Raw genomic sequence first — 20,755 nt, 5'->3', positions numbered from 1 at the left:
CCGGTCAGAGACGCTGCACCAGCATGGCCATGCCCATGCCGCCGCCGATGCACATCGTCTCGATGCCGAGCTCCTGGTCGCGAGCCTCGAGACCGTCGAGCAGCGTCGTCATGATGCGCGCACCCGTCATGCCGAACGGGTGGCCCAGCGCGATCGCTCCGCCGAACGGGTTGAGCTGACGCTCGATGTCGATGCCGAGGGCGTCGACGACCGCGAGTACCTGGGCGGCGAACGCCTCGTTGAGCTCGACGACATCGATGTCGCCGATGGTGTGTCCGGTGCTGGCGAGCAGCCGCTCGACAGCGGCGATCGGCCCCACCCCCATGGTGGCCGGCTCGAGGCCGGTGACGGCGGAGGCGACGATCCGCGCCATCGGCCGGATCCCGAGGTCGGCGGCGCGACCGGCCGACATGACGGCGACCGCGGCGGCGCCGTCGTTGAGCGGGCACGAGTTGCCGGCGGTGACGGTCGCTGCGGGACCGAGGACGGGCGCCAGGGCGGCGAGCGCCTCAGCCGTCGTACCGGGACGCGGGCAGTCGTCGGTGGCGACCACGGAGCCGTCCGCCAGGGGGACCGGTGTGATCCGGGCGTCGTGGAGCTCGCGCGCGGCGACGGCACGCGCCTGGGACAGGGCGGCGAACTCGTCCATCCGCACCCGGGACACGTCGTGGCGGGCGGCGACGTTCTCGGCCGTCTGCAGCATCGAGGCGAACAGGTCGGTGACGAACCCGTCGGCGGCGGGGTCGCACAGGCGCGGATTGAGGTCGTCGTGGCCCAGCGGCACCGGCACCTTCGAGACGCTCTCGACTCCCCCGGCGATCACGACCTCGGCCTCACCGGCGGCGATCGCGTGGGCGGCCGAGCGGATCGCCTGGAGGGAGGACGCACACGCGCGGCTCACCGTCAGCCCAGGCACCGCGACCGGGAGCCCGGCGAGAAGTCCCACGGCGCGAGCGATCCCGAAGCCCTGCTGTCCCTCGGGCACGGCACAGCCGACGACGACGTCGTCGACCTGCGCCGGGTCGAGCGCGGGAAGCTGGTCGAGGACGGCCCGGACGGCGATGGCGCCGAGGTCGTCCGCGCGGACGTCGCGCAGCGAGCCCTTGTGAGCCCGCCCGATCGGGGTGCGGGCGGTGCTGACGATGACGACGTCGTCGCGCTTCATCCCAGCGGACCGCCGGCGACGTAGAGCACCTGGCCGGAGACGTAGCCGGCGCCCTCGCTGACGAGGTACGACACGGCGTGTGCGACGTCCTCCGGCTGTCCGACACGGCGGACCGGGATCTGGTCGGCGTACTTCGCCACGAAGGCGTCGAACTCGAAGCCCATCCGCTCGGCGGTCGCGACCGTCATCTCGGTCTGGATGAAGCCCGGCGCGATCGCGTTCACGGTCACGCCGGACGGGCCGAGCTCGATGGCGAGCGTCTTCGTGAAACCCTGCAGGCCGGCCTTGGCGGAGGAGTAGTTGGCCTGGCCGCGGTTGCCGAGCGCCGAGCCGCTGGACATGTTGACGACCCGGCCGAAGCCCGCCTCCCGCATCGCCGGTTGGCACGCCCGGGTCATCAGGAAGGCACCGCGCAGGTGCACTCCCATGACGGCCTCCCAGTCGTCGAGCGACATCTTGTGGAGCAGGTTGTCGCGGATGATCCCGGCGTTGTTGACCAGGACGGTCGGGGCGGCGAGCTCGGTGGTGACCCGCTCGACCGCCGCGGCGACGCCGTCGGGGTCGGCCACGTCGCCGCCGACGGCGAGGGCCCGGCCGCCCGCGGCGCGAACGGCCGAGACCGTGTCGGCGCAGGCGGCCTCGTCGAGGTCCATCACGGCGACGGCGAGTCCGTCGGCGGCGAGTCGCTCGGCGACCGCGCGGCCGATGCCGCGAGCCGCTCCGGTGATGATGGCGGTGCGCTGGTCAGCCACGGCCGACCTCCTTCAGGTAGCGCTCGCGCAGCTGCCGCTTGTAGAGCTTGCCGGCGGGCGAACGGGGCATCACGTCGATGACGTCGACGGTGCGGGGGACCTTGTGCCGGGCGAGCCGGCCACGGACGTACGCGCGGATCTCCTCGGCGACCGCGGTGGCGTCGGCGCCGGGACCGTCGGCGAGCTCGACGACCGCCTTGACCTCCTCACCGAACTCCTCGTTCGGTACGCCGAAGACCGCGACGTCGAGCACCCGCGGGTGTGCGGAGATGACGTCCTCGATCTCCTGCGGCGAGATGTTCACACCGCCGGAGATGATCATGTAGTCGGTGCGGTCGGTGAGGTAGAGGTAGCCCTCCGCGTCGAGGTGCCCGACGTCGCCGAGCGTGCTCCAGTCGCGGTGCGAGGGATGGCGGGTGGCGTCGGTCTTGTCGGGCTCGCCGTGGTACTCGAATGCGGGCAGGCCGCCGGGCGTCTCGAAGTAGACGACTCCGTCCTGACCGGTCGGCAGCTCGGCGCCATCGGGACCGCAGATGTGGATCACCGCGCTGCCGAACGCCCTGCCGACGGAGCCGGGGTGGGCCAGCCACTCCTGCGAGGTGATCACCGTGGAGCCGTTGTCCTCGCTGCCGGCGTAGTACTCCATGATCACCGGGCCCCACCAGTCGATCATCGCCCGCTTGACCGGCACCGGGCACGGGCTGGCGCCGTGCATGGCGAACCGCAGCGAGCTCAGGTCGGCGGCCAAGCGCTCGGCCTCGGGCAGGCGCAGCAACCGCACGAACATGGTGGGTACGACGAGCGCGTGGGTCGCGGAGTAGCGGCCGATCGCGTCGAGGAAACCCGCGGCGTCGAACCGCTCCATCAGCACCAGGGTCCCGCCGAGGCCGAGAACCGCGCTGGCGAAGGAGTTCGGCGCGGCGTGGTAGAGCGGGGCCGGGCTGAGGTTCACCGTGTCGGTGCCGACGTCGTAGGCCGTGCGGGCGAACTCGAGCAGCGGAACGTTGCCCTCGGCGTACGTGCGGGGCGGCAGCGGGCGCTTGATCCCCTTGGGCCGGCCGGTGCTGCCGGAGCTGTAGACCATCGACGCGCCGAGCACCTCCTCGTCGACGGGTACGGCGGGCTGCCGGTCGAGCACAGCGCCGAGGTCCTCGAAGCCCGGAAGTGCGACGTCGAGGCTGATCCGAAGTGGCAGATCGAGGTCGGCGAGGCCGGCCGCGAGCACGTCGAGCCGGCCGTCGACCACGAGCGCGCTCGCCCCGCAGTTCTCGACGATGAACCGGGCCTCGGCGTCGGTGAGGTAGGTGTTGATCGGCGTGTAGTAGAGCCCGGCCCGCATCGCGGCCCAATAGACCACCGGGTTGCGCAGGTGGTTGGCGACCGCCGAGGCGACATGGTCGCCGGGACGCAGCCCGGCCGCCCGGAAGGCCTGGGCGAGCTGCACCGACTCGCGGTCGAGCTCGCCGTAGGTGAGCGTCGCGCCGGTCTCGGCGAGGATCACCGCCGCCTTGTCGGGGTGGCGCGCCGCGTGCTCGCTCGGGTTGGTCATGGCCGCATGTTAACTACAACAACGACATCAAGGAAGAGCGCCGCCAAAACTCCATAGTTGCGCGCCGAAACGACAGTTCACTATCTGGTAGACAGTGACTTGGCCACACGCTTGAATGACCTCATGAGGCTTGCCCTGACCCCCGAGCTCGCCGCGTTCCGGCAGGAGATGCGGGAGTTCTTCGAGACCCAGGTGCCGTGGGAGCTGCGGGAGCCTGTCGCGCACGGCGCACCGCTCGACCGTGAGGTGATCGTCGAGACCCACCGGATCCTGCATCGGGCCGGGCTCGCCGTACCCGACTGGCCGGTGGAGTGGGGCGGGCGCGACTGGACGCCGCTGCAGCACCACCTGTGGGCCGAGGAGATGCACCGCGCCGCGGTGTTCCCGCCACTGAGCTCCAACACCGGCCTGGTCGGGCCGGTGATCGCGGCCTTCGGCACCGAGGAGCAGAAGCGACGCTTCCTGCCCGCCACCGCAGCGCTCGACATCTTCTGGTGCCAGGGCTTCTCCGAGCCCGACGCGGGTTCCGACCTGGCCGCCCTGCGCACGAGCGCCGTACGCGACGGCGACGAGTACGTCGTGAACGGCCAGAAGACGTGGACCAGCCTGGCGCACTGGGCGGACTGGATCTTCTGCCTGGTCCGCACCGACCCGGACGCACCGAAGCGACAGCAGGGCATCTCGTTCCTGCTGGTCGACCTGGCCACGCCGGGCATCACGGTGCGCCCGATCCGGATGATCGACGGCGAGGCCGAGGTCAACGAGGTGTTCTTCGACCACGTGCGGGTGCCGGCCGACCAGCTCGTCGGAACACCCCACCAGGGCTGGTCCTACGCCAAGTTCCTCCTCGGCAACGAACGGGTCAATGTCGCCCAGATCGGAGCCACCAAGCTGCGACTGGCCCTCGCGAAGGAGCAGGCACTCGCCCGACGGGCCGACGGCACCCGGCTGATCGACGACCCGCTGCTCGCCGTACGGATCGCGGAGGTGGAGGCCTCGCTCGCCGCCCTCGAGCTGACCGCGCTGCGAGTGGCCGCCGGCTCGAGCGACGGGCGCCCGCAGCCGGCGTCCTCGGTGCTCAAGCTGCACGGCACGCACCTGCAGCAGCTGGTGGCCGAGCTGGTCATGGACCTGGCCGGACCCGCCTCCGTCGCGACCGGTACGCCGGCCGAGCGCGTGGGCGCCGACGCGTGGGCGCGCCGATCCGCGCTCCAGTACCTCAACCAGCGCAAGGTCTCGATCTACGGCGGCGCCAACGAGATCCAGCGCACCATCATCGCCTCCAACGTGCTGGGACTCTGACATGGACCTGACTCTCTCTCCCGAGCAGACCGACCTCGGCGACGCCGTCGCCCGGATGCTGACCACCGCGTCCGACCCGTGGGCCGGGCTCGCCGAGATGGGCCTGCTCGGGCTCGACCTCGCCGAGGAGGACGGCGGCGCGGGCGGCTCGTTCGCCGACGTCCTCGTCGTGGCCCGGACGCTCGGCCGCGCGGGCGCCCGGACGCCGTACGTCGAGGGGGTGGTCGGAAGTCACCTCGTCCCGGGGACGGCGGGCCGGCTGGTCGTCCTCGCCCACGACGAGCCCGGCGGCCGCTGGCATCCCGGCGCCGGCGTCCGCGCCGAGCCCGGCGCCGACGGGACCACGTGGCACCTCTCCGGCACCAAGGAGCCGGTGCCGCACGGCGCCGCCGCCGACCATCTCGTCGTCTCGGCGACCGGGCCCGAAGGCCTCGCCCTCTTCCTCGTCGACCCGAGTGCCGTCGCGATCCACGCCTACGCGTCGCACGACCGCTCCCCGGTGGCCCGGGTCGAGCTGGAGCACACGCCAGCGACCCTCCTCGCCGCGCCCAAGCACGCGGACGACCTGCTCACCGCGGCGGGCGTCCGCGCCGTCACGGCGTACGGCGCCGAGGCGCTCGGCGCGATGGAGGAGGCGCTCGACCGGACGGTCGGCCACCTGCGGACCCGGCACCAGTTCGGCGTACCGCTGGCGTCGTTCCAGGCGCTCACCCACCGCGCCGCCGACGCCTACGTCGCGCTCGAGCTGGCCCGCAGCACCGTGCTCTACGGTGCCGCGTGCCTGACCGAGGGCGTCCTCGACCCGGCGGTCGCCTCCCGGATCAAGGTGCAGACCGGCCGGGCCGGGCGGCTGATCGGCCAGGAGGCCATCCAGCTGCACGGCGGCATCGGCATCACCGACGAGCACGGCATCGGCTATTTCACGGCCCGGCTCGAGGTCATCGAGCACCTTTGGGGGGACACCGGCTTCCACCTGCAGCGGCTCGCTGCCGGTCTCGGCGACCACGGCGCGGTCGAGCTGCTCCGCTGAGCGACCAGCACCACAGAAGGGCCCCGTTGCCGTTCGGCAGCGGGGCCCTTCTCGTGGGATGGGGGCAGGACCTCAGTCGGCGGGGACGACGTCCCCGGCGGACACGAACCGCTTCTCGGCGGCGCTCCAGGCGATCGGCTCGAAGCCGTTGACGCCGGCGGGGCGCTCGTTGGTGCTGAGCCAGTGGATTCCGTCGATCAGGATCGGCGAGGCGTAGTCCTGGTCGCGGGCGGCCTCGATGATGCCGAGCTGGCTGAGCCCGTCCTTCGAGTCGGCAGCTTGCTGGAGGGTGTTGACCAGGAGGTCGGCCTGGAGCCAGCCGGCGACGGTGATGGAGTTCGACGGGTCGTCGACATCTCCGAGGGCGGCCAGGTAGTCCTTGACCGCGGCGTCGTCCTTCATGGCCGGGTCGGCCGGGTCCTTGTAGTAGCGCAGGATCGTCACGCCGTCGGCTGCGTCACCGGCGGCGATGTACTCCGCGGCGTTGGCGCAGTTGCTGGCGGCGATGACCAGCTCCGGCTCGTAGCCGATCCGGCCTCGGGCGGTGTCGAATGCGCCACAGGTGCCGACCACGCCGGCGTGGTAGACGACGGTGGCACCGGCCTCCTTGAGCGCGGTTGCAGCCGCGTTCGGGTCGGTGTCGGAGGTGACCAGCTCGATGTCGAGGCCGGCGTCCTTCGCCGCCTCCTGGAAGGCCTCGCTCTGGGCCTTGCCGCTGGCGGTCTCGTTCTCCGCGACGCCGACCACGGCGTTCGGGACCTTCTCCTGGATCAGGTGCACGAGGACGGCGGTCTCGGCCGCGGCGGACGGCAGGAACTGCACGGTCCACGGGTAGGACTTCATGTCGAGGTATTTCGGGTCGCTCGAGCTCGGGTAGAGCAGCGGCACACAGGCGGCGTTCTGGTCGTCGGCCATCGCGCCGACCTGGCCGGCGCCGAAGGTGTTGAGGATGTCGACGTCCATCTTCTCGATGAACTGGGTGACATTGGCCTTCGCCTTGTCCGGCGAGAAGGCGTCGTCGAGGTACTCGATCTTGATCGGGACACCGTTGATCCCGCCCGCGTCGTTGGCGGCCTTGATCCGGGCCTTGAACCCGAGGCCGGAGACCTCGACGACTCCGGCGACCGGGCCTGAGAGCGGTGCGCTGTAGCCCAGGGTGATCTCGTCCTTGATCTCCTTCTTGACCGCAGCCGGGTCCGGGCAGTCGTCGAGGTTGACGCCTCCGGCCGAGCTGCTACCGCCGCCGTCGTCCGCGGCGCTGTTGCACGCGGTGAGCGCGAGGCAGAGGGCCAGTCCCGAGACGGCCGCGAGGGAGCGGGCTCGGGAACGCTTGAGTGCGGTCATTGCACTGCCTTTCTGGTTTCCGGTGTTCATGGAGCGAGGACGGGTCCGCGCTCGGGTTCTGCGGAGGAGACGACCGGCCCGGAGGGGGCCGGCGGCGCGGTGCGCGGCCGAGCCGCGCGCACCACGACGAACTTGTCCACCAGCGACCCGAGCGCGCCGGCGATGCCCGAGGGGGCGAGGAAGATGACCAGCAGCAGGATCACGGCGAAGAGCACCGCGGAGCCTTGGCCCTGTCCGATCGACGAGGCGTAGTAGGGGATGTAGACCACGCAGGCGGCACCGATGAGCGGACCGAAGATGGTCCGTTCGCCGCCGATCACCAGGCCGATGAGCAGCGTGATGCCGGCCATCAGCGTGAAGGAGCCCTCGGCGAACAGGGTGCCCATGTAGATCGCGAAGAGCGCGCCGGCCGCGCCGGTGATGCCGCCGGACAGGCCGAACATCAGCGTCTTGACGACCGCGATGTTGATCCCTGACGACGACGCGGCGATCTCGTTCTCCCGTACGGCGGCCATCGCCAGCCCGTAGCGGCTGCGGGTCAGGCAGTGGGTGGCATACAGGGTCAGGGCGAGCACGATGACGCCGAGCCAGTAGAGCCACTGGTCCTTCTCACCGAGCGTGAAGCCCGACCAGGCCGGCGGACGCATCGCGAGCCGCGGGATGTTCATGCCGCTGGACCCGCCGGTCAGCCCGTCGAAGCGGGCGACCAGCTCGGGGAAGGCGACGGCGAAGGCCAGCGTCACCATCGCCAGGTAGAGGCCCTTGATCCGCAGCGCGGGCAGGCCCACCAGCAGACCGGCGACCAGGCAGACCCCGAAGGCTGCGGGGATCGTGGCCCACGGCTCCCAGGCCTGGTGCACGACCAGGATGCCGGTGGTGAAGGCACCCAGGCCGAGGAAGGCGGAGTGCCCGACCGAGAGCAGGCCGACGTAGCCGGTGGCGAGGTTGAGGCCGGCGATCGCGACCGCGTAGATCATGAACCGGGTGACCTGCCCCTGCTCGAACGGCGCGAGACCACTGCCCCACAGCGCGGCGAGAGCAACGACGAGCACGACGGCGACGAGGATCGCGCGGTACGGCGTGGTGCCGCGCTCGATGACGACGGGGAGTTTCATACCCGCTCCAGACGACGGGCGCCGAAGAGGCCGGTGGGCTTCACCAGCAGGACGGCGACGATGACGACGAGGGCCGAGGTCAGCGACATCGAGCCGCCGAGGAAGGTGACGTAGCCGTTGACCATGGCGAGCCCGATGCCCAGCGCCAGGCCGCCGACGACGGCGCCCTTGATGCTGTCGAGCCCGCCGAGGAGGGCGGCGGCCGTCGCGAAGATCAGGACCGGGAACATGGCGGACAGGCCGAGCTGGCCCGGAGGCACGAGCGGCACCAGTAGCGGCCCTGCCAGGGCGCCGACCGCGGCCGACATGCCCCACGACAGGGTGAGCACCCGGCCGACGCGGACGCCGCACAGCGACGCCGAGTCCGGGTTGGTGGCCACCGCCCGCATCTGCAGGCCGATGCTGGTCTTGTTGAAGAAAAGGGTGAGCCCCGCGACGACGGCGGCCATGATCGCGACGATCAGGATCGTGTCGTAGTGCAGGCGGGCGCCGGCGATGTCGACGTAGGTGTCCTCACCGGTGGGCAGCATCCGTGGGAACGGCTTCTCGTCCGATCCCCAGATCCAGCCGCTGAGCCCGTTCAGCCCGGTGAACAAGGCGAGGCCGACGATGAGCACCGCCGTCTCGTCCCGCTTGCGCACCGGGCGGACCAGCCAGCGCTCGGCCAGCGCGCCCATCAGGAAGCCGATCAGGATGGCCGGGACGACCGCCAGCCAGATGTTGACGCCCTTGCCCGCCAGCCACCAGGTGACGTACGACGTGAAGAGTGCGAACTCGCCCTGGGCGAAGTTGATGGTGGACGAGCTGCGGAAGACCATCACCAGGCACAGCGCGATCAGCACGTAGACCGAGCCCGACGTGGTGCCCGCGAACAGTCGCGACAAGAAGATGTCCATGGGTTCCCTCCTCAGTAGCCCAGGTACGCGGCACGGATGCTGTTGTCGTCGCGGAAGGACTCCGCCGAGCCGCTCGCGCTGACCTCGCCGACCTCGAGCAGGTAGACCCGGGACGCGATCTCCAGTGCCAGCTCGGCGTTCTGCTCGACGAGGAGCAGCGCGGTGCCGAGCTCCCGGTTGACCTCGGCGAGCGTCACGAAGAGCTCCTGGACGACGACCGGCGCGAGGCCGAGGCTGATCTCGTCGCAGAGCAGGAGCCGGGGCCGGCTCATCATCGCCCGCGCCACGGCGAGCATCTGCTGCTCGCCGCCCGACAGGGTGCCGGCAACCTGGTCGCGCCGCTCGGCGAGCCGCGGGAACACGGTGAACCAGCGGTCGATGTCGGTGGCGACCTCGCCCTTGTCCTTGCGCGTGACCGCGCCGAGGCGCAGGTTGTCCATCACGGACAACGCAGTGAGCGTGCCACGCCCCTGCGGGACCAGGCTGACGCCCTTGGCGAGCATCACGTCAGGCCGGGCGTTGCGCACCGGCGCCCCGTCGACGAGCAGCTGGCCACGGGAGATCGGGAGCTGACCGGAGAGCGCGCTCAGCAGCGTGGACTTCCCGGCGCCGTTGGCGCCCAGGACGACGACGACCTCGCTCGGCTCGACGCTGACCGACACCTCGCGCAGGACGGTCAGGCCGCCGTACCCGGTGACCAGGTCGCGGGCCTCGAGGACCGCGTTCATGCCGCCCGCCCGAGGTACGCCGCGATCACCGCGGGGTCGCGCTGGACGTCGGTCGGGGCGCCGTCGGCGATCGTCGCGCCGTGGTCCATCGCCACGACGTGGTCGGAGACGCCCATCACCAGGCCCATGTGGTGCTCGACCAGCAGCGCGCTGAAGCCGAGCTCGTCGCGCAGCTCTCGGATCAGCCCGCCGAGCTCGGCGACCTCGGCATGGGTCAGCCCGCCGGCCGGCTCGTCGAGCAGCAGCAGCGTCGGCCGGCTGAGCAGCGCGCGGGCCAGCTCGACCCGCTTGAGGGTGCCGAACGGCAGGCCGCGCGCCGGGTGGTGGGCGACGTCGACGAGGTCGAAGCGCTCGAGGAGCGCCCAGGCCTCGGCCTCGATCGCCCGGGTGCGACGCAGCGCGCCCGGCCAGCCGACGAGCGACGGCAGCAGGTGGGGCACCGAGCGCGCATGGGCGCCGACGATGACGTTCTCGAGCACGGTCCGCGAGGGCCAGAGCGCGAGGTTCTGGAAGGTGCGGGCGACTCCGGCCCGGACCACCTGGTGCCGACGCAGCGCGAGCAGGTCGCGGCCGTCGTACGCGATGGTGCCGGCACTGGGCTGGTAGACCCGGGTCACGCAGTTGAACAGCGAGGTCTTGCCCGCACCGTTGGGCCCGATCAGCCCGCAGATCTCGTTGTCCCCGACCGAGAAGGTGACCTCGTCGAGTGCGGTGAGTCCCCCGAAGCGGAGTACGACGCCTTCCACCTTCAGCATCAGAGGTACCTTTCCTAGCCGAATCTTTAGCGTTCCTACGGACCCGAGAAGCCTGTGACCCCGATCACTGGATGGGGCGTTGGGGATGTTTATATCGGCGGCGAAGTCACTCCGTCAATAGAAGTAACCGTCCTCTTCTGTAACTTTCTCTATTGATATATCGTCGTCACACCGGCGGATCCCACCGCGCCGCGCGCGCGGCCCGAGCGCGCCCCGATCGAGTCCGGCTCCACTACCGTGTGCAGGCACCGCCCCGCGCCGGGACCGGGCTGGAAACGAGGAGAGATGAACCGCGAGACCGACGACGCCGAGCCGGAGGTGTCACCCCTCGGTACGGCGCTCGCCCTGCTCGGCGACATGTGGACGCTGCGGATCGTGATGCTCGTGTTCTCCGGGCGCCGCCGCTTCCAGGACATCCGCACCTCGCTGGCGATCTCCGACCCGGTGCTCTCGCGACGACTCACCTCGCTCATCGAGCACGGCATCCTGTTCACCCGGGAGTACCAGCAGAACCCACCCCGCAAGGAGTACCTGCTCACCGAGTCCGGCCGGGCGCTGTGGCCGGTCCTGGTCGCGCTGTGGGTCTGGGACCGGCGCTGGGCCGGGCACCAGCACCGTGACGCGCACATGCACCTGCGCCACCTGCCGTGCGGCCATCTCACCCGACCCGTCTTCGGCTGCGCGGTCTGCGGCGCGATCGGCGTCGGCATCCGCGACACGACCGGCCGCGTCGACGAGCGGCTGCACGTCGACACGCACCAGAAGCGCTCCCGGCGCTCCCCGTCGATGACCACGCCGATCGACGCGACCGGCGTGCTCGGCGACCGCTGGTCGACCTTCCTGCTCTCGGACGCGTTCACCGGCTCACGACGGTTCAACGACTTCCAGACCAAGCTGCAGATCTCACCGGTGACGCTCACCCAGCGGCTCAACCTGTTCGTCGAAGGCGGCCTGATGTCGCAGGACGCGATCGAGGGCAGCAAGCGCACGGAGTACCGGCTGACCCCCAAGGCCCTGGACTTCTGGGAGGTCACCACGACCATCAACCACTGGGCGCAACGCTGGGTGGCGACCGACGGTCACTCCGGCCTGTCGCTGACGCACACCACGTGCGGCGCGGAACTGGTCCCGCAGTACACCTGCAACGCCTGCAACGGTGTGATCGAGCGGGACCAGATCCGCTTCGAGGGCGCGATCAGCGACCTGTGAACCGCGCCGGGCGGCGCTCGAAGAAGGCCGCGACCCCCTCGCGGTGGTCCTCGGACTGCTCACACTCGGTGAGCGCCACGACGTGCGCCTGCAGGTGCTCGTCGCGGGTGCGCGACTGACCGTCGTTGATCAGCGCCTTGGCCCTGCGCAGCGCGAAGGGCGAGCCCGAGGACACGGCCAGCGCGAGCTCGCGCGCCGCCTGCGGCAGCCGCTCGGGCTCGACGACGTCGAGGACGAAGCCGATGTCGCGCGCCTGCTCGGCGCCGATGAACTCGCCCGAGAAGATGAGCCGCTTCGCCCACTGCGCGCCGATCAGTCGCGGTAGCACCCAGGTGCCGACGCCCTGGTCGGGGATCAGGCCGCGCTGCACGAAGATCCACGAGAAGCGGGCCTGCGTCGAGGCGATCCGGAAGTCGGCCTGGGTCGCGAACTCCACCGCGACGCCGGCGCAGGGCCCGTCCACCGCGGCGACCACCGGCTTCGTGCACGACCACAGGAACCAGTGCCGGCCGTCGGCGTGCTCGCCACGGTCCTCGGGCCGGGTCTCGGCCTCGACCTTCTCGAGCTGGCTGAGATCGGTGCCCGCGGAGAACTGGCCGGGTACGCCGGTCAGCACGATCGCGCGCACCCCCGGGTCGGCCTCTGCCCGGGCGACGCCGTCGCGGATCGCGTCGTACATCGCGTAGGAGAGGGCGTTGCGCTTCTCCGGGCGATCGATGGTGATCGTCGCGACGCCCTCGTCGACGTCGTAGTGGACGTGCTCGCTCATGCCTTCTCTCCCTGCTTCGCCACGAGGGTGAAGTGGACCCCGCACAGCTCGATGACCTCACCGGCGCGGGCCGGGTCGACCGCGACCAGGTCGACGGCGACCAGGCCGCGCGGACCCTCGCCCGAGGCGACGAAGCGGATCTCCTCGCCGGGCAGGCGCAGGACGGAGTCGGCCCCCGCCTCGAGGCCGAGCATCGTGGCCCAGTTCCGCGCCACAGTCGCCGGGTCGGGCGTGGCGATCGTGCACGCGACGATGTCGCCGCCGGGGCCCTGCGCCCGGTGCTCGAAGATGCCGGGCGCGAAGTGCCAGGTCCCCGCGGGCTCGACCTGGTCGAGCTCGGCGAGGGTGCCGAGGTGCTTGGGGTGCCACTGGCTGATCCGGTGGCCGTCGTACTCCTGGTGGATCACCGGCTCGACGCCGATCCCCGCGGCGGTGTCGACGACGCCCTGAAGGTCGGGCACCTGGACCACGGCCATGTAGCCGCCGTCGCCGTTGCGTCGGACCAGTTGCCCGAAGGACGACCCCGGGTCGAGGGGCGCGACGATCTCGACGAAGGTGTCGGCCAGCGTGAGCACCTCGTGCTCGAAGCCGAGCTTGGCCATCTCCTCCACGTCACGGACGCCGGGGCCGAAGCCGAGGGCGTCGCGCGCGCGGGTGAGCGCGGAGTCGAGGTCGGCGGTGATGAGGACGACCTGGCGCAGGCGGGGGTGGGACATCTACTGCTCCGTTCCGGCAGGGGTGGGCTGCAGCCGGGTGCGCAGCTCTCGCTTGAGGACCTTGCCGATCGGGTTGCGGGGCAGGGCGTCGACGATCTCGAGGCGCTCGGGCCACTTGAACTTCGCGACGTCAGCCGCGCGGACGACGGCGATCACGTCGTCGAGGGTCGGCGGCGGTGCGCCCGGGTCGGCAGGCACGACGTACACGCACAGCCGCTCGCCGAGGTCGGGGTCGGGCATGCCGACCGCCGCGACCTCCGCGATCCGCGGATCGGCGACGAGAAGGTTCTCGATCTCGGCGGCCGAGATCTTGAAGCCGCCGCGGATCACCAGGTCCTTGGCGCGGTCGACGTGCACCAGCAGGTCGGCGTTCTCGGCACTGATCTCGAAGACGTCGCCGGTGCAGAACCAGCCGTCCTCGTCGAAGCCTTCACCGCAGCGGCCCAGGTAGCCCGAGAAGATGGCTGGGCCCTGCAGCCTCAGCTCGCCGGCCCGACCGGGCGTGGTGATCTCCTCACCGGTGGTGAGGTCGACCAGGCGGCTGCGCATCGCGGCGGCGACGGCCGTGCGGTAGGGCATGCCGGGCACGCCGTACCTGGGAAACAGGCGGCCGCGCTGAGCGGGGTCGGGCACCGTCTCGGGCTCGGCGAAGAGCATGCCGCCCTCGTTGGAGCCGAACAGGTTGAGCACCTCCACGCCGCGACCGCGTTCCCAGGCGTCGATCATCCAGCCGGACAGGGGCGCCGAGCCGGACGAGACCGCCCGCAGGCTGGAGAGGTCGCGGGCCGGGGCGCCGTCGGAGACCAGCGCGTTGAGGACCGGCGGCGGCGCGCAGGTGTAGGTGACGCGGTGCCGCTCGACCTGCGCGCAGAAGGTCGCGATGTCGAAGGGGTGGTGCTGGACGAGCATCGTCCCGTTCAGCAGCCAGGGCAGGAACATCCCGGCCAGGCCGCCGCCGTTGACCATCGGGAACGGGTTGAGCAGGACGTCGTCGCCGGTCAGTCGCGGGGACTGCGAGCACGCGGTGCCGAGGACCTCCCAGTCGCCGTACCCACGGGGGACGCCCTTGGGCAGGCCCTCGGTCCCGGAGGTCCACACGATGGTGACCGGGTCGGCGGAGGTGAGGTCGAGGCCGGCGGCGTAGGCGTCGGCCGCCTCGCGTTGGGCCGGGGTGGGCGCGATGTCGTCGATGGTGACGACATCGGCGACCAGCTCGCGGGCCTCGGCTGCGAGCGGCCGGCCGACCGCCTGCTCCGCGGTCACGAAGACCTCGGCCCCGGCGAGGGTGCACATCCGCTCCAGCTCGTGGCGGCGGTACTGCACCGGGAACGGCGAGACCACCCCGCCCAGCCGGGCGATCGCGACCATGGCGACGGGGAGCTCGACGCAGTTGGGCAGCTGGACGGCGACGGTGGTGCCGCGTCGTACGCCGTGGGCGTGGAGGACGGCGGCCAGCGCGCGCACCTCCTCGGCCACCTCGGCCCAGGTCAGCTCGCGGGGCGCGCCCGGGACGAAGGTCGCGCGGTTGACGGCGTCGGCAAGGGCGGGGCGTCCGGGACTCTCCCGCGCCCAGCGCTCGACCAGCCCACTCCAGGTCACACCGGTCCACCAGCCGTCGGCGACGAATGCCGCGCGCCGGTCCTCGTCGTAGAGCTCCACACTCCGCAGTCTACGATCGGAGAAGCGGAACTACTAGATCGAAAGTGACAGAAATCTTGGCTGGTAGAGGCTATGGCGCTTCTTGGATTGATTTAGGTACGTTTTCGACAGCACCAGATGGGAGAGCCACATGACCGACGTACTCGTCGCGCCCACGCAGGCCGGCGTCGCCCGGGTGACCCTGAACCGGCCGGAGCGCCACAACGCGTGGACCGTGCCGATGCAGGCGGCGTACTTCGCAGCACTGGAACGGCTCGCCGCGGACCCGGAGGTCCGGGTGATCGTGGTGACCGGCGCCGGCGACACCTTCTGCCCAGGCGCGGACACCGAGGCGCTGAGCCGCTACTCCGAGACCGGTACGACCAACCCGGCGATGGCCCTCATCGAGCAGCCCGAGTGGTACCCGGCGCTCGTGCCGAAGCCGATCGTCGCTGCGATCAGCGGCATGTGCGCCGGCGTCGGGCTGGCCCAGGCGCTGCTCTGCGACCTGCGCATCGCCGCGCCCGACACCCGCTTCACCACCGCCTTCGCCAAGCGCGCGCTGCCGCCGATGCACGGCATGGTCCCCCTGCTCACCCGGGTCGCCGGCGACGCCGCGGCCGCCGAGCTGCTGCTCACCGCCCGCACCTTCGGCGGCGACGAGGCGCTGCGGCTCGGCGTCGTCACCTCGGTCAGCGACGAGCCGCTGGCGCGGGCGACCGAGCTGGCGGAGCGGATCGCGGCGACCTGTTCGCCGACCTCCCTGATGACGATGAAGCAGGCGCTGGCCGCGCCGTGGCTGCCCCGGATCGAGGAGGCCGTGACGAGCGTCGACGCGACGCTGGACGCCGTACTCGGCTCGGCGGAGTTCCGCGAGGGCCTCGACAGCCTGCTCGAACGACGTCCGCCGGCCTTCCCCGGCCTGCAGATCGACCCCACCCACTGAGACGAGGCACCACGATGACCACCTTCGACCACCTCCGGCTCCCCGTCGTCGCGGCGCCGATGTTCCTGATCTCCGGGCCCGACCTCGTCGTCGCCGCCTGCCGCTCGGGGGTGATCGGCTCGTTCCCGAGCCCGAACTGCCGCACCGTCGAGGACCTCGACACCTGGATGGGCACCATCACCGACCAGCTCGCCGGCACGGACAGCGCGCCGTGGGCCCTCAACCTGGTGACCCACCGCACCAACACCCGACTCGAGGACGACCTGCGCCTGGTCGCGGAGTACCAGCCCGCACTCGTGATCACCGCCCTCGGCTCCCCCATCCCCGCGATCGAGACGGTCAAGTCGTACGGCGGCACCGTCATCGCCGATGTCGTCAACATCAACCTGGCCCGCAAGGCCGTCGCCGCCGGAGCCGACGGCCTCGCCTGTGTCTCCGCCGGAGCCGGCGGCCACACCGGCATGATGTCGCCGTTCGCGTTCATCTCCGCCGTCCGCGACTTCTTCGACGGCCTGGTCACCGTCGGCGGCGGCATCACCGACGGGGCCGGCATCGCGGGTGCCGTCGCCGCCGGCGCGGACCTCGTCTACATGGGTACCCGCTTCCTCGCCACCTCCGAGAGCCTCGCCCCCGACGGCTACAAGCAGATGGTCGTCGACCACGGCCCCGACGACCTCGTCGTCACCGACGGCATCACCGGCACCCCGGCCTCCTGGCTGCGCCCGAGCCTGCTCGCCAACGGCATCGACCCCGACACCCTGGTCAAGCCCACCGCACGCGACTACGACTCCTCCTCCGGCAACGCCACCCGCTGGAAGGACCTGTGGGCCGCCGGCCAGGGCCTGCAGACCATCAGGTCGGTCGAGCCCGTGGCCGACGTCGTCGACCACCTCGTCAAGGAGTACGACGCCGCGGCCGGCCGGTTCACCCGGCTCACGTCGGCCTGACCAGCGGCCCGGGAACCGCCAAGGGGTGGACCGGCGATCCCGGTCCACCCCCTGGTTCGTCGGTCTGTGTGAGCTCAGAGCCCGATCGCCTCGGCGGCCTCGTCAGCAGTCCGCCAGCGCCGCAGCTCGTCTCCGGCCGCCCAGGTCGAGTGCGTGCCACTGGAGATGCGCTCGGGCAGCTTGAGCTTGCACACCGGCCCGTCCCCGACCCGCGCCGCGTCGAAGACCAGGCAGAACGAGGCGTCCTGGTTCATGTCGGTGGTGAGCGTGACGAGATACCCGTCGTCCTCAGCGGTGGACCCGACCCGCGGGGCCATGGCGGTCTCGCTGCCGTAGACGCCGTCGCCGAACCCGTACCGCTCCTCCGTGCCGTCGCGCAGGTCGTGCCGCACCAGCCCGTCGAAGAGGAACCAGCCGGGCTTGCCGGTGGCGGCGTAGGCGTAGCGGTAGTCGGTGCCGGTGAAGGCGCCGTTCATCATGCCGAACTCGGTGATGGTCTCGCTGAGGGGCTCCTCCTTGACCAGGCCCGTGCGCAGGTTGAGGCGCCAGCGGTGCAGGCGTGCCTGCAGGCGGTCGAGGGCGAGGAAGCGGAAGGCGCGCTCCCAGCGGTCGCCGCCGATGTCCTTGGGCTCGGGGTCGCCCTGGAAGAAGCCGTCGAGGACGATCTCGTCGCCGTCCTCGTAGGCGTTCACGAAATGCAGGACGTAGGTCGACTCCGCCTCGAACCAGCGGATCTGCGAGGTGTCGCCGCGGCGCGGAATGACACCGAAGCGCGACGGCAGGTCGCGGTGGAAGCGGGGGGCGTGCACCCCCTGCTTGAGCAGGTCCTCGTCCCAGAACAGCGGGAAGTCGTTGAGGATCGCGTAGTTCTCCGTGAACGCCATGTCGTGCGGGAGCCGTGCCCCGGGCAAAGGTACGTCGACGTAGTGGACCAGGTCGTTGTTGTCGTCGACGACGCCGTACTTCATGTACGGCGCCTCCTTGCTGTAGTTGAAGAACAGCATCTCGCCGGTGCGCTCGTCGACCTTCGGGTGAGCGGAGACGCCCCAGTCGAACGGGAAGTGGCCCTTCCAGCTCTCCTTGCCGAGCGTCTGCAGCGAGAACGGGTCCATCCGGTACAGGTCGCCGCACTGATAGAAGCTGGTGAGCGCGACGCCGCGGTGGACGACGACGTCGGTGCTGGAGGCGTCCTTCATCCGCTGCCGTGCGCCCCAGCCGTCCTGACGCTCGGAGATCACCGGCGGCTCGGAGATGCCGGCCCACAGCGCGCGGCCGGAGTCGAGCTCGGCCTGCAGCCCGTCGGTGCGGATGAACCGGTTGCGGTAGAAGGCCTTGCCGTCGCGGAACCCGACGACGTGGACCATCCCGTCGCCGTCGAACGGGTGGTAGAACTTCTTGGCCGGGTGCACCGGGTTCTCGGTGTTGCGCAGGTAGACGCCGTCGAGGTCCGTCGGGATCTCGCCCTCCACCACCTCGAGGTCGTCGGTGCTCCACTCGTTGGTCTGCGGCCTCCAGGGACCGGTCCGGTACGGGTGGTCGTCGTCCTCCGGCAGCGTGGACAGGACCCGGCCGATCAGCTCGACATTCACAGGGGTGCTTCCTCTCGGGGAGTAGGGGTCAGCTCGCGGTGACGACGAGGCTGACGGTGGTGGCGGTCGAACCGCCGAAGTTGAGCGTGGCCACGGTGTCGGCGCCCTCGACCTGGTAGTCGCCGGCAGTGCCGCTGACCTGCTTGCCCGCGTCGAGCAGCATCCGTACGCCGGACGCCCCGACCGGGTGTCCACCGCCGATCAGGCCGCCGCTCGGATTGATGGGGAGCCGGCCGCCGAGCTCGATGTCGCCGTTCTCGACGGCCTTCCAGGACTCGCCGGGCTCGGTCAGACCGATGTGGTCGATGGCGATGTACTCGCTGGGCGTGAAGCAGTCGTGGGTCTCGAGGGCGTCGACGTCGTCGAGGCGCACCTGCGCGCGGTCGAACGCCGAGAGCACGGCCTGGCGCAGGTGCGGCATGACGTAGGGCTGACCGGACGCGCGCTCCAGCTTCTGCTGAATGTCGAGGCCGACGGTGGTGTGCCCCCAGCCGGCGATCCGGGCGATCGGCCGCAGGTCCGGGTTGCGGGCCAGGAAGGCGTCGGACACCAGGACGACGCCCGCGCCGCCGTCGGTGATCTGGCTGCAGTCGAAGCGGCGTACGCGACCCTCGACCGACGGGTTGTTGGCGGGGTCACCGGCCGGGCCGAGGTCGGGGACGTCCCAGCCGCGGGTCTGGGCGTTGGGGTTGCGGCGCGCGTTGGCGAAGTTGATCTCGGCGATCCGCGAGAGATGCGCCTGGTCGATGCCGTAGCGGGCGTCGTACTCGTCGATGACCTTGTCGAACATGTAGGGCCACATGAACGTGGCGTCGGCGCCCTCGTGCCCGGTCCACGCAGCCGCGCCGAGGTGCCGCGCGGCCTCGTCGCCGCCGACGGTCTTCTCCAGCTCGAGACCGAGGACCAGCGCGACGTCGTAGTTGCCGGCGCGCAGGTCGGCCATCGCGCCGAGCACCGCGATGCTGCCGGACGCGCAGGCCGCCTCGTGCCGCGCGGCGGGGACGCCCCACAGGCCGGCGTTGACGGTCGCGGGCATCGCACCGAGGTGGCCCTGGTGGGTGAAGAGCTGGCCGAACGCGTTGCCGACGTGGATCACGCCGATCTGCTCGGCATCGACGCCGGCCGCGGCGAGGGTCGCGTCGACGACCTCGGAGGCCAGGTCGGCGAAGTCCTTGCCCTCGCGGTGCAGGTTGCGCGCGAAGTCCGACTGATAGCCGCCCAGCACCCACACGTCCGTCGTCCGCAGGCTCATCCGCCTCATCTCCTCACGTCTTTGCGCAGGGCGCTTGCCACAGCGTCCCGTTCACACTACAACTAACAGAGGTTCTAGGGAAGAAGCCTCCCGGAACCGCCCGACTTCGCCATGAATCGCCGTGAGAGGACAACCGAACGTGAACGGATCGACGCAGCCCGAGGACGTCTGGGCCGACCAGGTCGCCGTCGTGACCGGCGGCGGGAAGGGCCTGGGCCGCGCGTTCGCCCTCGACCTCGCCCGCCGCGGCGCACGCGTGGTCGTCAACAACCGCAACCGCCAGGTCGACGCCGACGGCCGCGGCCCGGCCGACCACGTGGTCGCCGAGATCACCGCCGCCGGAGGCACGGCGATCGCCCACCACGGCGCGGTCGAGGACCCGGAGTCGGCACGCTCCATGGTCGCCCTCGCACTCGACACTTGGGGCCGCCTCGACAGCGTGATCACCAGTGCCGGCATCAGCAACCCGCAGATGTTCCACAAGACGACGCCGGAGAACTTCCGGCAGGTGCTCGACGTCAACGTGCTCGGCACGGTGCTCGTCACCGCCGAGGCCGCGCGGGTCATGCGCGAGGCCGGCCGCGGCCGGATCCTGATGGTCGCCTCGACCGCCGGGCTGCACGGCGAGACCACCGTGTCGGCGTACGCCGCGAGCAAGGGCGCCGTCATCGCGCTGGCCAAGACCGCGGCCACCGAGGGCGGCGCGAAGGGCGTCCACACGAACGTGCTGCTCCCCTACGCCACGACGCAGATGACCGAGACCAACATGGACGAGCGCTACGCCGACCTGCTCACGTCCGAGAAGGTCGCGCCGGTCGCCACCGCGCTCGTCGACCCGCGCTGCGTGCTCAACGGCACCACCATGGTCGCCGGCGCCGACGGCATCCGGATCGGCGAGACGTCCGAGGGCGCGACCGTGCGCTTCCCCGGCACCGAGATCGCACCCGACGAGCTCGTCGCGCTCGTCGAGCGGAGCCGAGCCGGCGAACGGCGCACGTTCCCCGAGGCACAGGCCGCCTTCCAGGACTTCGCCGCCGACCTCGTCTGACCGCG

Annotated in this window: 19 protein-coding genes; 6 read left to right on the top strand and 13 right to left on the bottom strand. The window is 71.2% G+C overall.

Annotation, left to right across the window (positions count from 1 at the left end; genetic code table 11):
* Nucleotides 1-4: 4 nt before the first annotated feature.
* Genes FBY23_RS03740 through FBY23_RS03730 form a run of 3 tightly spaced genes read right to left on the bottom strand, consistent with a single transcriptional unit; the run spans nucleotide 5 to nucleotide 3,466 of the window.
* Complete coding sequence (locus tag FBY23_RS03740; protein WP_141796918.1) at nucleotides 5-1,165, bottom strand: acetyl-CoA C-acyltransferase; 1,161 nt, start codon at nucleotides 1,163-1,165, stop codon at nucleotides 5-7.
* Nucleotides 1,162-1,917 (bottom strand): 3-oxoacyl-ACP reductase FabG, encoded by a 756-nt coding sequence (gene fabG / locus FBY23_RS03735; RefSeq protein ID WP_141796917.1) that lies wholly within the window; start codon nucleotides 1,915-1,917, stop codon nucleotides 1,162-1,164. The genes FBY23_RS03740 and fabG overlap by 4 nt, the downstream gene beginning before the upstream one ends.
* Nucleotides 1,910-3,466 (bottom strand): acyl-CoA synthetase, encoded by a 1,557-nt coding sequence (locus FBY23_RS03730; protein ID WP_141796916.1) that lies wholly within the window; start codon nucleotides 3,464-3,466, stop codon nucleotides 1,910-1,912. Before FBY23_RS03730 ends, fabG begins: the two co-directional genes overlap by 8 nt.
* 123 nt (nucleotides 3,467-3,589) lie before the next feature.
* Between FBY23_RS03730 and FBY23_RS03725 the strand changes: the two genes are divergently transcribed.
* Together FBY23_RS03725 and FBY23_RS03720 are read left to right on the top strand one after the other, a co-directional pair.
* Nucleotides 3,590-4,768, top strand: coding sequence for an acyl-CoA dehydrogenase family protein (locus FBY23_RS03725; protein ID WP_141796915.1), 1,179 nt, complete (start codon nucleotides 3,590-3,592; stop codon nucleotides 4,766-4,768).
* 1 nt (nucleotide 4,769) lies between these two features.
* Entirely contained in the window at nucleotides 4,770-5,798 is a 1,029-nt protein-coding gene (locus FBY23_RS03720) for an acyl-CoA dehydrogenase family protein (protein WP_141796914.1), read from the top strand.
* A gap of 72 nt (nucleotides 5,799-5,870) precedes the next feature.
* On the opposite strand, the gene FBY23_RS03715 is transcribed toward FBY23_RS03720, so the two are convergent.
* Genes FBY23_RS03715 through FBY23_RS03695 form a run of 5 tightly spaced genes read right to left on the bottom strand, consistent with a single transcriptional unit; the run spans nucleotide 5,871 to nucleotide 10,636 of the window.
* Entirely contained in the window at nucleotides 5,871-7,142 is a 1,272-nt protein-coding gene (locus tag FBY23_RS03715) for an ABC transporter substrate-binding protein (protein WP_160158147.1), read from the bottom strand.
* Between the two features lie 26 nt (nucleotides 7,143-7,168).
* Complete coding sequence (locus FBY23_RS03710; protein ID WP_141796912.1) at nucleotides 7,169-8,257, bottom strand: branched-chain amino acid ABC transporter permease; 1,089 nt, start codon at nucleotides 8,255-8,257, stop codon at nucleotides 7,169-7,171.
* The gene (locus FBY23_RS03705) at nucleotides 8,254-9,153 is read right to left on the bottom strand and encodes a branched-chain amino acid ABC transporter permease (RefSeq protein WP_141796911.1); all 900 of its coding nucleotides are present in this window, start codon (nucleotides 9,151-9,153) and stop codon (nucleotides 8,254-8,256) included. Before FBY23_RS03705 ends, FBY23_RS03710 begins: the two co-directional genes overlap by 4 nt.
* A gap of 11 nt (nucleotides 9,154-9,164) precedes the next feature.
* The gene (locus FBY23_RS03700) at nucleotides 9,165-9,881 is read right to left on the bottom strand and encodes an ABC transporter ATP-binding protein (protein WP_141796910.1); all 717 of its coding nucleotides are present in this window, start codon (nucleotides 9,879-9,881) and stop codon (nucleotides 9,165-9,167) included.
* The gene (locus FBY23_RS03695) at nucleotides 9,878-10,636 is read right to left on the bottom strand and encodes an ABC transporter ATP-binding protein (protein WP_141796909.1); all 759 of its coding nucleotides are present in this window, start codon (nucleotides 10,634-10,636) and stop codon (nucleotides 9,878-9,880) included. The genes FBY23_RS03700 and FBY23_RS03695 overlap by 4 nt, the downstream gene beginning before the upstream one ends.
* Nucleotides 10,637-10,921: 285 nt before the next feature.
* On the opposite strand from FBY23_RS03695, the gene FBY23_RS03690 reads away from it, so the two are divergent.
* Nucleotides 10,922-11,845: a helix-turn-helix domain-containing protein gene (locus FBY23_RS03690; protein WP_141796908.1), complete on the top strand. Its 924-nt coding sequence runs from the start codon at nucleotides 10,922-10,924 to the stop codon at nucleotides 11,843-11,845.
* On the opposite strand, the gene FBY23_RS03685 is transcribed toward FBY23_RS03690, so the two are convergent.
* From FBY23_RS03685 to FBY23_RS03675, 3 genes are read right to left on the bottom strand one after another with little or no spacing between them, the layout of a single operon-like run.
* On the bottom strand, nucleotides 11,832-12,614 hold the full coding sequence (locus tag FBY23_RS03685; RefSeq protein WP_141796907.1) for an enoyl-CoA hydratase/isomerase family protein: 783 nt from the start codon (nucleotides 12,612-12,614) through the stop codon (nucleotides 11,832-11,834). The two genes, FBY23_RS03690 and FBY23_RS03685, sit on opposite strands and share 14 nt — an antisense overlap.
* Entirely contained in the window at nucleotides 12,611-13,330 is a 720-nt protein-coding gene (locus tag FBY23_RS03680) for a VOC family protein (RefSeq protein WP_141796906.1), read from the bottom strand. Before FBY23_RS03680 ends, FBY23_RS03685 begins: the two co-directional genes overlap by 4 nt.
* Entirely contained in the window at nucleotides 13,331-14,989 is a 1,659-nt protein-coding gene (locus FBY23_RS03675; protein WP_141796905.1) for a class I adenylate-forming enzyme family protein, read from the bottom strand.
* Between the two features lie 130 nt (nucleotides 14,990-15,119).
* Here FBY23_RS03675 and FBY23_RS03670 point away from each other — a divergent pair, with 130 nt between their 5' ends.
* A complete protein-coding gene (locus tag FBY23_RS03670) occupies nucleotides 15,120-15,914 on the top strand; it encodes an enoyl-CoA hydratase-related protein (RefSeq protein WP_141796904.1) in 795 nt (264 codons plus the stop codon).
* A gap of 14 nt (nucleotides 15,915-15,928) precedes the next feature.
* The gene (locus FBY23_RS03665; RefSeq protein WP_141796903.1) at nucleotides 15,929-16,861 is read left to right on the top strand and encodes a nitronate monooxygenase family protein; all 933 of its coding nucleotides are present in this window, start codon (nucleotides 15,929-15,931) and stop codon (nucleotides 16,859-16,861) included.
* Nucleotides 16,862-16,935: 74 nt separating this feature from the next.
* Here FBY23_RS03665 and FBY23_RS03660 read toward each other — a convergent pair whose 3' ends face one another.
* Both FBY23_RS03660 and FBY23_RS03655 read right to left on the bottom strand, forming a co-directional pair.
* Nucleotides 16,936-18,450, bottom strand: coding sequence for a carotenoid oxygenase family protein (locus tag FBY23_RS03660; protein WP_141796902.1), 1,515 nt, complete (start codon nucleotides 18,448-18,450; stop codon nucleotides 16,936-16,938).
* 28 nt (nucleotides 18,451-18,478) lie between these two features.
* Entirely contained in the window at nucleotides 18,479-19,702 is a 1,224-nt protein-coding gene (locus FBY23_RS03655) for an acetyl-CoA acetyltransferase (protein ID WP_141796901.1), read from the bottom strand.
* Nucleotides 19,703-19,841: 139 nt separating this feature from the next.
* On the opposite strand from FBY23_RS03655, the gene FBY23_RS03650 reads away from it, so the two are divergent.
* Nucleotides 19,842-20,750 carry an SDR family NAD(P)-dependent oxidoreductase gene (locus FBY23_RS03650; RefSeq protein WP_141796900.1) on the top strand — a complete coding sequence of 303 codons (909 nt, stop codon included), beginning with the start codon at nucleotides 19,842-19,844 and terminating at the stop codon, nucleotides 20,748-20,750.
* Nucleotides 20,751-20,755: the final 5 nt, after the last annotated feature.

The sequence above is a fragment of the Nocardioides sp. SLBN-35 genome, from assembly GCF_006715725.1.
Lineage (GTDB): Bacteria > Actinomycetota > Actinomycetes > Propionibacteriales > Nocardioidaceae > Nocardioides.
The sequence above is the reverse complement of the archived record's forward strand: the minus strand, read 5'-3'. Positions and strand labels throughout refer to the sequence as shown.